This is a genomic window from Microbispora sp. CA-102843, from assembly GCF_050936215.1.
GTDB lineage: Bacteria > Actinomycetota > Actinomycetes > Streptosporangiales > Streptosporangiaceae > Microbispora.
Genome location: NZ_JBNJNF010000001.1, coordinates 4,898,422 through 4,911,884, shown reverse-complemented (window position 1 = coordinate 4,911,884; position 13,463 = coordinate 4,898,422). Strand labels below are relative to the sequence as shown.

Below are 13,463 nucleotides of genomic sequence, written 5' to 3'. Positions count from 1 at the left end.
TCGAATCCCGGGACGGCAAGTGGGCCACTGGTGAAGTTGGCGGTCAGTGATCTATTTGTTGTCGATGCGTTCTACGGCTGAGCAACGGTGGCCAGGTTCACCACGCGGACGCCGCCGTCCTGCGTCCAGAAGATGAACACCGCTGGCTGTCGGCTATCAGCGCCTCTCTGGGGCTGTTCAGGCGGAGGGCATCAGGTCGCGGCGGCGCAGGAACGCCAGCCCCGCCGTGGTCAGGGTGATGGCTACTACGGTCAGCCCCAGCAGCGACACAACCGGTGACGAGGCGCCGCTCAGCAACATCGCTGGCACGTGCACGAACGGCGAAAGGTCCAGAACGATCCCGGTGGCCAGTTTGAATTCCGCCAGCAGGTCCACGACCAGGAAGAGGCCGAGCGCGGTCCAGCTCACGGCCGCCGCCAGCCGTGGCAACAGGCCGAACATCAGCGTCGCGATCCCGGTCATGGTCCAGACCGCGGGGAGGTAGGCCAGCGTGGCCCCGGTGACGCGGGCCACGTCGCCGTCGAAGGTGAGCCCCGCCGCCGCGCCCAGCACGGTCAGCAGCAGCACGGGGCTCACGACGGCGAGTACCAGGTGGCTCAGCGCCCAGCGCAGCCGGCCGACGGGGGTGGACAACAGCAGTTCGGCCCGGCCCGCCGCCTCCTCCGTACGGGCGTGCAGCGCCGACACCAGTGCCGCTCCCGCGACGAGCTGGCTGAGCACGTACATCACGAACGTGAAGAACACGTCCGAGAGCCGGGCCTCGGCGCCGCCGAGAGTCGCGGCCAGCTCCCGGAACTGCGGCGTGTCCAACTGGGTGTTCAGCCCGCGTGCCGCCACGCCGAGCAGGGCGCCCAGCGCTCCGAATCCGATCGCGAAGCCCGCGAGCGTGCTGCGGTGCAGGCGAGCGGCCAGGCTGAACGCGCCCGGCAGGGTTCCGCCGGCGGGTCCGGGGCGGGCGGGAATCAGGCCGCTGGCCACGTCACGCCGTGTGGACAGCGCGAACGCGACCGCCGTCAGGGCGGCGACGAACACCGCGATCAGCCCCAGCACCCACCACTGGTCCCCGGCGTAGGGTCTGGTCAGCCGGACCCAGCCGAACGGCGACACCCAAGCCAGCCAGCCGACGTGACCGGCGTCGGCCAGCGAGCGCAGCGCGAACAGCAGGCCGCCGGCCGCGATCGCGATGCCGCGTGCCGTCCCGGAGGAGGCGGTGAGCTGCCCGGTGACGGCGGCCACGGCCGCGAACGCCCAGCCGCCCGCGGCCGTGGACAGCCCGAACAGCAGCGAGGAACCCGCGGGCAGGCCGCCCGCGACCAGGGCGGGCACCGACAGCAGGCCCAGGAGCAGGTTGGCGGCCAGCACGGCCGCGAGCGCGGCGGCCAGCGGGGCATGACGGCCGATGACACCCGAGGCCAGCAGCTCGCGTCGGCCGGTCTCCTCCTCGACCCGGGTGTGCCTGATCACCAGCAGGATGCTGACGAGCCCGCCGATCAGCGCGAGGGAGGAGCCGAGCGTCCAGGCGGTTAGGCCGCCGACGCTCGCGTCGTAGATGGGGCCGCGCATCGCCAGCTGCGCCGGGTTGCCCGCCGAGGCGGCCGCGAAGGAGTCGCGGGCGGCCTGGTCGGCGTACAGGTCGGTGGTGGCGGAGGCGATGCTCGCTGGCAGCAGTGCGCTGATCACGATCCACACCGGCAGCAGCACGCGGTCCCTGCGCAGGATGAGCCGGATCAGTGTCCCTGTGCCGGTCATGGTGCCGGTCATCTGGCGGCTCCCTCGTAGTGGCGCAGGAACAGTTCCTCCAGCGTCGGCGGCTGCGTGGTCAAGGTGCGTACGCCCGCTCTGGCGAGCTCGGCGAGCACCGCGGTGAGCGCGTCACCGTCGACCTGGCAGCGCAGCCGCGCGCCGTCCACGGTCAGATCGTGTACGCCGGGCAGGGTGGCCAGCCCGGGAGCGGGCCCGATCAGCTCGGCGGTCACCGACGTGCGGGTGAGGTGGCGCAGGTCGGCCAGGCTGCCGGACTCGACGGTATGGCCGGCGCGGATGATGCTGACGCGGTCGCACAGCGTCTCCACCTCCGACAGGATGTGGCTGGACAGCAGCACGGTGCGGCCGTTGCGCTTCTCCCGCAGGACGCACTCGTTGAAGACCGCCTCCATGAGCGGGTCCAGACCCGAGGTCGGCTCGTCGAGGATCAGCAGTTCGGCGTCGGAGGCGAACGCGGCCACCAGCGCCACCTTCTGCCGGTTGCCCTTGGAGTAGGTACGGCACTTCTTGCGCGGGTCGAGCTCGAAGCGCTCCAGCAGCTCGGCGCGCTGCCTGGGGTCCAGGCCGCCGCGGGCCCTGCCCATCAGGTCGATGACCTCGCCGCCGGTCAGCGAGGGCCACAGGGTGACGTCGCCGGGCACGTAGGCGAGCCTTCGGTGCAGTTCGGTGGCGTCGCGCCAGGGGTCGCCGCCGAGTAACGCGACCTGGCCGCCGTCGGCGCGCATCTGGCCGAGCAGGATACGGATGGTGGTGGTCTTGCCGGCACCGTTGGGCCCGAGAAAGCCGTGCACCTCGCCCGTCTTGACGGTGAGGTCGAGCCCGTCCAGGGCCTTGGCCCGGCCGAAGCTCTTGACCAGGCCGCCCACGTGCACTGCGGCGTTCATCGTTGTCCCTCGACCTTCTCGAGGCCCGTCCGCGCCTGGTCGAACAGCTCGCGGCCGAGGAATTCCGGTCTGATCAGATCGAGCTGGGCCTTGCCGACGCGTACTGCGCCTTGCGGGGCGTACAGGTCCGTGCCCAGCGCGCGGGAGACGTGCTCGTGCAGCACCGTGATGCCGAGCTTCATCGCGGTCAGCACGGTCGCGCGGGCGCGATGGTCGGCCTCCGAGCGGTCGTCGTCGGCGAGATGCTCCTCCGTCACGCTGACGAGTTCGTCGAACATGGCGGCGGCTGCGGGGGAACCGTCCACAAGCGCGCGGCCGAGGTATTTCATCAGGGGCGGCGCGGTTCGATGGACGTTCTCGATGAATTCGGGCTTGTCCAGGTTGTGGTCGGTGACGCCTACGGTGACCTGCTCGCGCAGGTAGCTGAGGACGTACTCGTCGCAAGCCTGTCTCAGCGCTTCCTTGGTGCCGAAGTGGTGCTGCACCAGGCCGGGCGAGACTTTTGCGGCCTCGGCGATCCCACGGATGGTGGTGGCCTTGACCCCCTGCTCGGCGAACAGCGCCATCGCAGCGTCGCGGATGCGGGCGCGCGTCGTCAGGTCCTCTTCAGAAATTGGTCGCACGTCCAAGAGTCTATACAAACGTATCGTTCGCCATACGAATGTTCAGCACATCAACGCGGAGCCGACAACTCGCGACAGCTGAATGGGCGGTGATCTGTTCGCGGCGGCCGCGCAAGGAGACGCCGCTGGACCGGCTGCGGGATCGGGTGCTGTTCGAGACCGCCTACGTGTGCGGCGCCCGCGCCTCCGAAGTCTGCGGCCTGTACGTGGAGGACCTCGACCTGCGCCTGGACGACGAACACGTCCGCATCCACGGCAAGGGCGGCAGCGTGCGCACCGTCTTGCTGGACGACCGCGGGTACGTCACCCTGCTCAAGCTCTACCTGGCTCGCGCCGGCTACACCGCCGGGCCGCTGTTCCGCGCCTCCATTAACGGCCGGGGCGGACCCCTGTCGTATGACGCCGCTCACCACCGCTGGCAGGGCTACTGCGCGCAGGCTGGCGTCGAGATCGATATCCACCAGCTGCGCCACGCCCACGCCACCGAACTCATCAACGCTGGCGTCTCCATCGAGGCCGTCCGCCGCCGCCTCGGCCACGCCTCCACCGAAACCACCCAGCTGTACGCGTTGCTGGACGACAAGGTCGCCGACGCCGAGATCCGCGCCGCACGCCGACGCCGGGACCGGGCAACGAGCTAAGGAAGCGTCGCAACCAGGAGCAGCCTCAGCTCAATGCAATCAAGATCCTTCTCAGCGCCAACGGCTGTCCGCCGGTTCCTCGACCCCGTTCCCACTCGGTGATGCCCTCAATCGGTCGTGGGAAGCGCTCCGGGGTAGCTCCGGGACGCCCGACGAAGTCCGAGATCAGACGGCGCGTCACACTCGGCGCGATCAGTGCGTCGCCGGCGGCGACCACGCGGATCGCCACGAGGATGTCATCCAGCGCCATGTCCTTGACCACGAAGCCGCTCGCGCCGACACGCAGCGCGCCGTAAACGTGGTCGTCCTCGTCGAAGGTGGCCAGGACGAGGACGCGGGTCGTCGCCGGGCCGGCCGTGATGCGGCGGGTGGCCTCGATCCCGTCCATGCCGGGCATCCTGATGTCCATCACCACGACGTCGGGGACGAGGTCGCCGACGAGCCGGACCGCTTCGGAGCCCGTGGCGGCCTCACCGACGACTTCCAGGTCGGGGTGGTCGGCTATGAGCACGCGCAGCCCGGACCGCACCAGCGGCTGGTCGTCGGCGAGCAGGATCCGGACGGTCATCGGGCCTTCACCGCGACTCCGGCGGGTTCGGGCAGCGGCAGCCGGGCCGCTACCCCGAAACCACCCTCGGGGCGCGGCCCGGCGCTGAGGTGGCCGTTGAGCAGGCCGACCCGCTCCCGCATGCCTACGATGCCGAAGCCGTGAGCCGATCCGTTCCAGGTGGCGCCGCATCCGGGGCGCTCGCGCCCCGGTCGGCCTGACGCAGCGCCACAAGCGTGCGCCGAAGGCTCGACAGGGTCTGTCTGCTGGTGGCCTCGATGGTGCGCAGCGCCTCGCGGGCCTCCGCCGGCCGCCCCCCACGCGGCATCGGCCCGGGGACGTACGCCCACAGGCCAACCCGTCCGCAGCCACTGCAGATGGCCATGCCTCGGCCGTACTTGGTGGTCATGTACGGGAAACGGGCCTGGCTAGAGCGGATTGTCGTGGGCGATGAGGGCGAGTTGGACGCGATTGTCCAGGTTGGTCTTGGCGAGGATGCGGGAGATGTAGCTCTTGACCGTGCCGACGCTCATGTGGAGCTCGGCCGCGATCTCTGCGTTGGACCTGCCCCGGCCGACCGCGGCGGCGACCTCGCGCTCGCGGTCGCTGAGTCTGGACAGCAGCCTGCGTGCGTCGTCGCGGCGGCGGTCCTCCGCCTCCGGCGCCAGGTGGGCGATCAGGCGCCGGGTCACGCCGGGGGACAGGATCGGCTCGCCCGCCGCGACCCGGAGGACCGCGTCCACGATGCCCTCCGGCGGGGTGTCCTTGAGCAGGAACCCGCTGGCCCCGGCGCGCAGCGCGCCGAAGACGTGCTCGTCGGCGTCGAACGTGGTCAGCATGATGACGTGCGGAGGGTCGGGCCGCCGCCGCAGCAGCCGGGTGGCGTCGATCCCGTCCAGGCCCGGCATCCGGATGTCCATGAGCACCACATCGGGCGCGTGCGCGTCGACCGCGGCTCCGACGTCGGCGCCGTCCGCCACGCCGCCCACCACGACGAGCTCGTCGGCGCCCCTGAGCATCAGCGTCAGACCCGCCCTGACGAGCGGGTCGTCGTCCACGACCAGCACGCGTATGGCGCTCACATCGGCCATGGTAGCCAGACGGCCAGGCGGAACTCGCCCATCTCCACCCCGCCCTTCTCCACCCCGGCCTGCTCCACCCGGCCGCCCGCCAGCTCGGCACGCTCCCGCATCCCGGCCAGGCCGGCGCCTTCGCCCGCGAGGGAACCCGCCGCGGAAATAGCCGCAGAAATAGCCGTGGACGCCGCGACGGGGTTGCGCACCTCGATGGTCAACCCCCGGCCCGGACCGCCGTCGAGGCGTACGGTCACCGGCCGGCCGGGGGCGTGTTTGCGGGCGTTGGTGAGGCCCTCCTGGACGATCCGGTAGGCGGCCCGCGCCGTCGCGCCCGGCAGGTCGGGCAGGCGCACGCCGCCGTCGTGCATCTCGACCTTCACGCCCGCCTGCCGTACCTCCTCGACCAGGGCCGGCAGGTCGAGCCCGGCCAGGACGGGCGCCTCGCGCAGGACCGAGATGACCTGGCGCAGCTCCTGCAGCGCCTGGTGCGCGCTGGAGCGCATCACCGTGGCCGCCTCGACCACCTCGGCGGGGTCGGCCCGCGCGTTGAACTCCAGCGCACCGGCGTGCAACGCCAGCAGCGACAGCCGGTGCGCCAGCACGTCGTGCATCTCGCGGGCGATGGCCAGGCGTTCGGTGTGGCGGGCCTGCTCGACGCGCCGCCGTTGCTCCTCCTCGGCCCTGTGGAGCCGCTCCGCCAGTGACAGCAGCAGTTGGCGGCGGGCCCGCGCCAGCATCCCCCATCCGGTCAGCGCCACCCCGAACAGCACCGCGACCAGCGCCCACACCGGGTACGGCGCCAGCCCCGGCGGCCGCAGCCAGAACCGGGCCAGCGTCGCCGCCACCCAGGCCGCGCCCACCCCGATCGCGACGAACGAGCGCCGATACAGGGCGGTCATCAGCGTGGCGATGCCGGCCGCGACCGACGCCGATGCCGCGGGCACCGCCAGCGCCACGGCCGCCAGCGCGGTGGTGGCCGGCCACCGGCGCGACAGCCACAGCGCCCCGCTCGCCGCCGCGCCGCCGGCCACGTCCGCGACCAGGTACCAGCCGGAAGCCGCGCCGAGGTCGCCTCGCACGACGACCGCCGCCGCGGCCAGCGCGCAGGCGACGCCCCCGGCCCGGATCGCCCGGTCCCGCCGGGTCCTCGCCGGGCCCGGCCGTACGTCTGCCGTCACGGACGCCCAGCGTAATGACGGCGGGCCCGCCGACGGCAGCAACCAAAGTCGACGCCGGGTTGTCACCTGGGTTGCCACGGGCAGGACCCGGGACGGCAGACGTGGGCGGTGTACGCGGAACACGCTGGCCGCATGACGGCGAACAAGACGCGCGGCCGCCTGGCCGCACTGCTGCTCGCGGTGATCACACCGCTCGTGGCCGAGTTCACCCTCGGCAACCCGCCGCTGCGCATGGCCTGGCTCCTGCTGCTGTGGATCCCGATATACGGCGCGGGCGTCGTCCTGGTGCGCGAGCTGGTGCGGCGGGCCGGGACGGGCTGGACCGGGGTGCTGCTGCTCGGCGCCGCCTACGGCATCGTCGAGGAGGGCTTGGCGCTGCAGGCGCTGAGCAGCCCCACGATCTACGGCGCCGCCGGGTGGGCGCCCCGGATCCTGGGCCTGAACAGTGCCTACGCGGAGCTGCAGATCCCCTACCACGCGGTCTTCAGCGCCGCGATCCCGATCCTCCTGACCGACCTGATCGTCCCGTCCCTGCGCGACCGGCCCTACCTGGGCAGGCTCGGCACCTGGCTGGCCGGGACGGTCTTCGTCCTCGGCGTGCTGCTGCTGCGGGTGACGGTGGTGACGGCCATCGACCCCGGGTACGAGGCGCCACCGGTAATCCTGGCGGGCTGCGCGGCCGCCGTGGTCCTGCTGGTGGCGGCGGGGCTGCGGCTGAAGCCCCGCCCGGGGATGCCCTCGATCAGGCCGCCCGCGCCGGCGGCGGCGGGGGTGTTCGGCGCCGTGGCCGCCTTCGGATACCTGGCGTCGCTGTTCCCCTTCGGCGGCGCGACCCAGCCCGCCTTCACCCACGGCGGGTGGGTGGTCGTGCCCATGTCGGCCGCCGCCGTTCTGGCGGTCACCGCCGCCTGGCTCCTGCGCCGCTGGACGGCCGACGGCCTGTGGACCGACCGGCACAGCCTCGCCCTGGCCTCCGGCGCCCTGATCGCCCACACCGCCTTCGGCCTGATCTCCAACACCGACACGGCGGCCGACCGCGCCTGCCTGGCGGCCGTCGGCGTGGTCATGGTGTGTCTGCTCGCCGTGCTGGGCCGCCGGGTCGCCGGCCTCACCGGCGCCTCTTCACTCTCGGCGAGGATGCGGTGAACCGTGCGACCGAGGGACGAGTTGCCGGTTATGCCCTGCCGGTCTTCGACCGATCGGGATGGCTCTCGTGCAGGAGCGAGCGCAGTTCGGCGGTGTCGATGATGTGGGCCAGTCTCGGGAAAATGGTGGTCATCAGGGTCTGGTGGGCTTGCGGGTCCGGGTCGGTGACGCCGTCGGAGAGGACGTAGACCTGGTAGTCGCGGTCGGCGGCATCGGTGACGGTGGACAGTACGACGCCGCTGGTGGTGATGCCGGCGATGACCAGGGTGGTGATTCCGCGATCCCGCAGTTGCCGGTCCAGGTCTGTCGTGGACAGCGCGCCGTAGCGGGTCTTGCGGACGATGATGTCGCCGGACTCGGGAGCGAGCTGATGGTGGATGGTGGTGTCGGGCTCCTCGTGGTGCATGAGGCGCTGCCGGCCGAGGAAGGAGAACGTCCTGTTGGCCGGTGGGATCGCGGCCCAGTCGGCTTCGGTGAATCCGACTCGCACGTAGGCGATGGCGGCGCCGTGCGCCCGCATGTCGGCGATGGCGCCGGCCACCCGTGACAGCAGCGCCTCCGGGTTGGTCGGGCCAGGGAGCGCGGCCAGGATTCCCTGCTGGTAATCCATGACGAGCAGTGCGGCCGTCCGGGGGTCCAGCGCCGGGGTCGTGACGGTCATTTTCTCTCCTTGGGTGATGAGGGCGCCCTGACCTGCGAGATCGCATGCCGGGGTCGACTACCGTGACGGCCGTGGCGGCCCGTCAGACGCGGTTCGGTGCCGGCTCCGGTTCGGCGAGGGGCGCCGCGGCGCGGCGGGGGAGCAGCAGCGGGGTCGCCAGCAGGAGCACGCCGGCCAGGCCGATGGCCGTGCGCGGGCCGAGCAGGCCGCCCAGCACGCCCCATGCGGCCGTCAGGAGCGCGGTCGAGGCCTTGGTCGTCACCGCCCAGGCGGACAGCGTGCGGGTGATCCGGTCGGTCGCGGTGCGTTCGAGGCGGTAGGTGGTGTAGACGGGGTTGAAGACCCCGCAGCAGAAGATGAGCCCGAGTTCGACGCCCATCACCAGCAGCAGCCCTCCGGTGCCCGGCCCCACGAAGGCCAGGCCGACGGGCCAGAGCGCGCGCAGCACCCCGGCCACGACCAGGACCTGGTGCTGCCCGAACCGGGTGACGAGCGGTCGAGCCAGCCGTGAACCGAGCAGCCCGCCGATCGCGGGTACGGCGAAGGCGAGGCCGTACTGCCACGGTGCGAACCCGAGCCAGCCCAACATCAGGACGGCCAGCAGCGCGTCGGCGGCCATCACCAGGCCGTTGAACAAAACGGTGTTGAAGAACAGGGGGCGCAGTGTGGGGTCGGCGAGGATGTACCGCCAGCCGTCGAGCAGGTCCCCGGCCCGCATGCGCGCGGTCTCCCGGCGCTCGGGCTGCGGCTCCTGGCCGCCCGTCGCGCGGATGCCCAAAGCCGAGAGCAGGTAGCTGACCGCGTCGGCCACCACCGTCGCCACCGGACCGAGGAGCCCGATCGCGGCACCGCCCAGCGGCGGTCCGATGATCGTGGTCGTCCAGGACGTGGACTCGAATCGGGCGTTGGCGACGAGCAGGTCCTCGGCCGGCAGCAGCGTCTTCAGATACGCGCCGGAGGCGGCGCGGAAGGTGATGTCGGCCGCCGCTACAACCACCGAGACCAGCAGGAGCTGGACGAAGGAGAGCACGCCGAGCGCGAACGCGGCGGGGATCGTCAGCAGCGCCGCGAACCGCACCAGGTCCATCCCGATCAGCACCGGCCGCTTGCGGCGGAACTCCACCCACGGGCCGAGCGGCACCGCCACGGCCGCGCCCACCGCCGCCCCCACGGCGGACAACGCTGCGACCTCCGCCGGCCCGGCGTGCAGCACCTGGATCGCGATAAGCGGGAACGCGCCGAAGGCGAGCCATGTGCCGAGCGCGCTGGTCCCGTACGCTCCCCAGAGCCACCCGAACCGCCGCCCCAACCGGTGCCCGTTCCTCATGTCCGACGCTCCTCGTCACTCACCCGCACAACCGATGTGCGATCGGAAGCATCAAAGCGAGCACGGTGCCTGGAGATCAAACAACCACAGGGCCATCCGGCCACAACCACCGGTTGTACTCATAGGGTGTCCGCATGGACCTCGACACCGTCCGGACCTTCGTCGTCGCCGCCGACGCGGGGCAATTCCAGGAGGCCGCCGCCGAGCTGGCGGTCACCCAGCAGGCCGTCTCCAAGCGCATCGCCGCGCTGGAGCGCAACGTCGGCGTGCGGCTGTTCACCCGCACGCCGCGCGGCGCCGAGCTCACCATCGACGGGCAGGCGTTCCTGCCCCACGCCCGGGAGCTGCTGCGCGCCGCCGACCGGGCCGTCGCGTCCGTGCGCACGGGCAGCCGTGCACTGCGCGTCGACATGCTCAACTCGCGCGGCGCGGCGTCGGGCCTGATGCGCGGCTTCCACGACGCGCACCCCGAGATCGACCTCGACGTGGTGATGCTGTTCGATATCGAGACGGCCCTCGCCGCCATCCGATCCGGCGCGATCGACGCGTCCTTCCGCGCCGTCGCCATGCCCGGCCGGCCCCTTCCCGAGGGCATCGAGTCGGTCCGGGTGCACGACGAGCCGCTCCAGCTCCTCACCGGCCCCGCCCACGCGCTGGCCGGCGCCCGGTCGGTGACCGTCGCTCAGCTCGCCGGGCATCGGATCTGGATGCCCGGCCTCGTCCCCGGTACCGAATGGGCCGCCTACTACGACGACCTCGTCGCCGAGTTCGGCCTGACCATCGAGGCGACCGGCCCCAACTTCGGCTCCGACGCGCTCCTCGACACCGTCGCCGACACTCCGGCCCTGGCCACCTTCATGGGCGAGCAGACCCGCCTGATCTGGCCCGCCGACCACGGCCTGCGCCGCATCCCGGTGACCGACCCCACGCCCGTCTACCCGCACTCGCTCCTGTGGCACCGCGACAACCCCCACCCCGCGCTGGCCACCCTCCGCGCCCACCTCGCCGCCACGGCGGCCGGCCACGACGCCGCCGCGACCTGGGTGCCGGACTGGGCGATCCCGCGCTGAACGCCGCCGCCTCGGCGGGCCGGACCGATGGACCGGGAGTCGGCGGCTCCGGGCGACGTCCCCTCGGGTGGTGTAACGCCAAGCTGGTGAAGCAACTCCCGGACATGCGAGGAGCCACCGTGTGACGGTCAGCGAGTTCCCGCCATGGTTCTCGCGAAGGACATCACACGATGGCTCTGGACCAGTCCGCCCTGCTCGAGTTGCTGGAGCCTTTGAATGCCGCCGACGCCGGCGACGTCATCCGCCAAGCCCTGCAAGCCGTGCTACAGGCCCCCATGGAGGCGGAGGCGACCACGGTCATCGGCGCCGCCCCGCACCAGCGCGCCGAGAGTTCCCTTGGCCGGACCTCTTACAACCAGGGCCCGCATATGGAGTCTCCATCGACCCGTCGCCCGCAGGCGCGGAACTGTTCGCCGGCCGCGCGGGTCGCCTTGTGCGCTGCGCTGGTATTGGGTGACCCGTTGCTCTGCACGGTGAAGGGACCACACTGAATCCAGCCGTCCCCATAGGTCGTGCTGTAGTCCATCCAGACCAGATCTCCGGCCTTGGTGGCTCCGCTGATCCTGGCCCATCTGTGGGGGACGCCGTTGATCCATGCGATGTGTAGTTCCGCCTGCCGTCCGCCGCCGAGGTCCTTGCTGGTCTCGACGGTACCGGACTTGTTGTACGGGATGCTGGTGAAGCCGTTGGCGCCGTTGGTGCAGTTCGCCGCGGACGCGTTCGCCGGACCCGCGGACAGGGTGACCGAGAGTCCGCCCACGACAAGCGCCCCCACCGTGGCGGTCGACATAAACCTACGACCGAACGTCATTTCTCTCCTCTTCGTTTTGCAGGAGCCCCCCGTCGGGACTCTGGCGTACGCGCTTGCAGGTCTAACCGCTTCCGGGTTGTGTGGCATCAGAGCAAAAGCGGCCAGTGCATTCAGTGCCGAGTCGCACGTTCCGAAGATCAGCCACTTCCGACATCGGCCGGCTCGTATCCCCCTGTTCTCGAACACCGAATTCGCGCAAACCAGATCATTACGAAGGTGAGGCTGTATGTCGTTGATAACGCGTGCCTTGTGCTTGACTCTGCCTGCCACGTGCTACTGGCCCGTGCGAACGCTGATGGTTGATCGGCTGCCGGGTCTGAGCTGTCTGACAGGCACGCGGAGCACAGCAGTCCGCGTTCGCCGAGCGGGGGCGTACTACGCCTGCCAGGAGACCGTCCAGCAGATCGCCGGCTGCGCAAGGCGCTGATCTGCGGTGTGTGCCGGAGAACAATCCGGAAGGCCACGCCGACTACAGCGTGAACCTTGACAAGAACCTTGATCACTAAGTAATGATGACCTAAACGCGTTTCATCCCACTATGTTGTGGTTCGGGGGACGATCCACCTTGTACACGGTGGTGACGACGGAAGATGTCGAGCCTTCCGACGGGCTGGCCTACTTCCGGGAGGCAGCACTACGTGAGGTCGCGCCGACGGAAGTGCGCGGCGATCCGAACGCCGGTTTCCGGGGACGGATAGCCGTAGGAGACCTGGGTGCGGTGAGCTTGGAGCGGACGGCCACGCGCAGTACGGCTCGCCTGGCCATGTATCGCGGTGCCGATCTGATCCGCCGTTCGGATCCGGAGCTTTATCATGTGGTGTTTCACGAGCAGGCTTCCGACGTGCTGGCCTACGGTGACAGTCAGACGGAATTCCATCCCGGGGACATCTCCATAGGCGACAGTTCCCGACCCTACGAGGGGTGGTATGAGCCAGGCGCCGGGCGTTATCTGGCGCTTCATATTCCGCGAAATCTGCTCCCCGTCCCACCGGCCGTCACCGGCAACCTCATCGGAGCCCGCCTGTCCGGGCGCAGCGGGGTCGGTGCGCTGCTATGGACCTGTGCCGCTCAGACCGCCCGCGATTTGAGCAGCTATACACCGTCGGATGCCATCCGCGTGTCGAACGTACTGGTCGACCTGACGGCGGCTCTCATCGCCCACGAGATGGAGACGACAGACGCGCTGCCGCCCGAGTCCGGCCGGCAGACTCTGTACCTGCAGATCCAGAGATTCATTCAGCAACGGCTCGGGGACCCCGACCTGACACCGGCGAGGATCGCCGAAGCCCATCACATCTCCATCCGCACCCTGCACAGGCTCTTCGAAACCAGCGGTTGCACCGTCGCGGAGTGGATCCGCACGCGCCGTTTGGATCGCTGTCGACACGACCTGACCGACCCGGCCCTGGCCGATTGGCCCATCCGGGCCATCGCCGGCCGGTGGGGCTTCGCCGTCCAGCCGCACTTTTCTCGTGCCTTCCGATCCGCTTACGGCATGTCCCCCTCCGAATACCGGCGTGCGTTTCTCACCGGCTCACCGGCGGATGTTCAGAGGGAAGAGTGACGCAACCTGGGAGTTGGCCCGGCCGCGCCGCCTGATCGAAGTACGCTCCGCAGCTGACGCGAGCGATCACCCACCGGGTCCGAGAGCGGGGGAGGGGCTCGCGCCTCTCCTGGATGCCCCGCGGTCCGCCTTCTGGTCGGGGTTCCAGTGGGGCTGGGCGCACGTGCGAAG

At 70.8% G+C, this 13,463-nt stretch carries 14 protein-coding genes and 1 pseudogene; 5 read left to right on the top strand and 10 right to left on the bottom strand.

The genetic code is table 11. The annotated features are described in order from the left end of the window. Positions 1-177: 177 nt before the first annotated feature. The 3 genes from ACQEVJ_RS22800 to ACQEVJ_RS22790 are packed head-to-tail and all read right to left on the bottom strand — an operon-like array spanning position 178 to position 3,271. Positions 178-1,761 (bottom strand): ABC transporter permease, encoded by a 1,584-nt coding sequence (locus tag ACQEVJ_RS22800; RefSeq protein WP_433104144.1) that lies wholly within the window; start codon positions 1,759-1,761, stop codon positions 178-180. After that, entirely contained in the window at positions 1,758-2,648 is an 891-nt protein-coding gene (locus tag ACQEVJ_RS22795; RefSeq protein ID WP_193208928.1) for an ABC transporter ATP-binding protein, read from the bottom strand. Before ACQEVJ_RS22795 ends, ACQEVJ_RS22800 begins: the two co-directional genes overlap by 4 nt. Continuing rightward, entirely contained in the window at positions 2,645-3,271 is a 627-nt protein-coding gene (locus ACQEVJ_RS22790; protein ID WP_319019180.1) for a TetR/AcrR family transcriptional regulator, read from the bottom strand. The genes ACQEVJ_RS22795 and ACQEVJ_RS22790 overlap by 4 nt, the downstream gene beginning before the upstream one ends. An 89-nt stretch (positions 3,272-3,360) precedes the next feature. On the opposite strand from ACQEVJ_RS22790, the gene ACQEVJ_RS22785 reads away from it, so the two are divergent. After that, positions 3,361-3,912 carry a tyrosine-type recombinase/integrase gene (locus ACQEVJ_RS22785; protein WP_433104142.1) on the top strand — a complete coding sequence of 184 codons (552 nt, stop codon included), beginning with the start codon at positions 3,361-3,363 and terminating at the stop codon, positions 3,910-3,912. Positions 3,913-3,937: 25 nt separating this feature from the next. Here the strand turns inward: ACQEVJ_RS22785 and ACQEVJ_RS22780 are convergent, their stop codons facing one another. From ACQEVJ_RS22780 to ACQEVJ_RS22765, 4 genes are all read right to left on the bottom strand, one after another. Further along, positions 3,938-4,480: a response regulator gene (locus ACQEVJ_RS22780; protein ID WP_433104140.1), complete on the bottom strand. Its 543-nt coding sequence runs from the start codon at positions 4,478-4,480 to the stop codon at positions 3,938-3,940. Then, positions 4,477-4,602: a hypothetical protein gene (locus ACQEVJ_RS22775; protein WP_433104138.1), complete on the bottom strand. Its 126-nt coding sequence runs from the start codon at positions 4,600-4,602 to the stop codon at positions 4,477-4,479. The genes ACQEVJ_RS22780 and ACQEVJ_RS22775 overlap by 4 nt, the downstream gene beginning before the upstream one ends. Positions 4,603-4,887: 285 nt before the next feature. Further along, on the bottom strand, positions 4,888-5,550 hold the full coding sequence (locus ACQEVJ_RS22770; protein ID WP_433104136.1) for a response regulator transcription factor: 663 nt from the start codon (positions 5,548-5,550) through the stop codon (positions 4,888-4,890). Further along, positions 5,538-6,713: a sensor histidine kinase gene (locus ACQEVJ_RS22765; RefSeq protein ID WP_433104134.1), complete on the bottom strand. Its 1,176-nt coding sequence runs from the start codon at positions 6,711-6,713 to the stop codon at positions 5,538-5,540. The genes ACQEVJ_RS22770 and ACQEVJ_RS22765 overlap by 13 nt, the downstream gene beginning before the upstream one ends. Positions 6,714-6,845: 132 nt before the next feature. Here ACQEVJ_RS22765 and ACQEVJ_RS22760 point away from each other — a divergent pair, with 132 nt between their 5' ends. Beyond that, positions 6,846-7,859 carry a hypothetical protein gene (locus tag ACQEVJ_RS22760; RefSeq protein WP_433104132.1) on the top strand — a complete coding sequence of 338 codons (1,014 nt, stop codon included), beginning with the start codon at positions 6,846-6,848 and terminating at the stop codon, positions 7,857-7,859. A gap of 28 nt (positions 7,860-7,887) precedes the next feature. On the opposite strand, the gene ACQEVJ_RS22755 is transcribed toward ACQEVJ_RS22760, so the two are convergent. Beyond that, entirely contained in the window at positions 7,888-8,520 is a 633-nt protein-coding gene (locus tag ACQEVJ_RS22755; RefSeq protein ID WP_433104130.1) for a cysteine hydrolase family protein, read from the bottom strand. Between the two features lie 82 nt (positions 8,521-8,602). Next, positions 8,603-9,847: an MFS transporter gene (locus ACQEVJ_RS22750; RefSeq protein WP_433104128.1), complete on the bottom strand. Its 1,245-nt coding sequence runs from the start codon at positions 9,845-9,847 to the stop codon at positions 8,603-8,605. A 134-nt stretch (positions 9,848-9,981) separates the two neighbouring features. On the opposite strand from ACQEVJ_RS22750, the gene ACQEVJ_RS22745 reads away from it, so the two are divergent. Both ACQEVJ_RS22745 and ACQEVJ_RS22740 read left to right on the top strand, forming a co-directional pair. Then, complete coding sequence (locus tag ACQEVJ_RS22745; RefSeq protein ID WP_433104126.1) at positions 9,982-10,917, top strand: LysR family transcriptional regulator; 936 nt, start codon at positions 9,982-9,984, stop codon at positions 10,915-10,917. A 170-nt stretch (positions 10,918-11,087) separates the two neighbouring features. Further along, positions 11,088-11,303 (top strand): annotated as a pseudogene (locus tag ACQEVJ_RS22740) (IS256 family transposase); the annotation flags it as partial. Here ACQEVJ_RS22740 and ACQEVJ_RS22735 read toward each other — a convergent pair. Next, positions 11,267-11,728, bottom strand: coding sequence for a hypothetical protein (locus tag ACQEVJ_RS22735; protein ID WP_433113364.1), 462 nt, complete (start codon positions 11,726-11,728; stop codon positions 11,267-11,269). The pseudogene ACQEVJ_RS22740 and the gene ACQEVJ_RS22735 overlap by 37 nt on opposite strands. A gap of 574 nt (positions 11,729-12,302) precedes the next feature. Between ACQEVJ_RS22735 and ACQEVJ_RS22730 the strand changes: the two genes are divergently transcribed. Next, positions 12,303-13,292 carry a helix-turn-helix domain-containing protein gene (locus ACQEVJ_RS22730; RefSeq protein ID WP_433104124.1) on the top strand — a complete coding sequence of 330 codons (990 nt, stop codon included), beginning with the start codon at positions 12,303-12,305 and terminating at the stop codon, positions 13,290-13,292. Positions 13,293-13,463: the final 171 nt, after the last annotated feature.

Coding starts and splice junctions, on each gene's coding strand:
- ACQEVJ_RS22760 (WP_433104132.1), top strand. CDS start 6,846: ATGACGGCGAACAAGACGCGCGGCCGCCTGGCCGCACTGCTGCTCGCG.
- ACQEVJ_RS22770 (WP_433104136.1), bottom strand. CDS start 5,550: ATGGCCGATGTGAGCGCCATACGCGTGCTGGTCGTGGACGACGACCCG.
- ACQEVJ_RS22795 (WP_193208928.1), bottom strand. CDS start 2,648: ATGAACGCCGCAGTGCACGTGGGCGGCCTGGTCAAGAGCTTCGGCCGG.
- ACQEVJ_RS22745 (WP_433104126.1), top strand. CDS start 9,982: ATGGACCTCGACACCGTCCGGACCTTCGTCGTCGCCGCCGACGCGGGG.
- ACQEVJ_RS22750 (WP_433104128.1), bottom strand. CDS start 9,847: ATGAGGAACGGGCACCGGTTGGGGCGGCGGTTCGGGTGGCTCTGGGGA.
- ACQEVJ_RS22755 (WP_433104130.1), bottom strand. CDS start 8,520: ATGACCGTCACGACCCCGGCGCTGGACCCCCGGACGGCCGCACTGCTC.
- ACQEVJ_RS22735 (WP_433113364.1), bottom strand. CDS start 11,728: ATGACGTTCGGTCGTAGGTTTATGTCGACCGCCACGGTGGGGGCGCTT.
- ACQEVJ_RS22775 (WP_433104138.1), bottom strand. CDS start 4,602: ATGCGGGAGCGGGTCGGCCTGCTCAACGGCCACCTCAGCGCCGGGCCG.
- ACQEVJ_RS22800 (WP_433104144.1), bottom strand. CDS start 1,761: ATGACCGGCACCATGACCGGCACAGGGACACTGATCCGGCTCATCCTG.
- ACQEVJ_RS22780 (WP_433104140.1), bottom strand. CDS start 4,480: ATGACCGTCCGGATCCTGCTCGCCGACGACCAGCCGCTGGTGCGGTCC.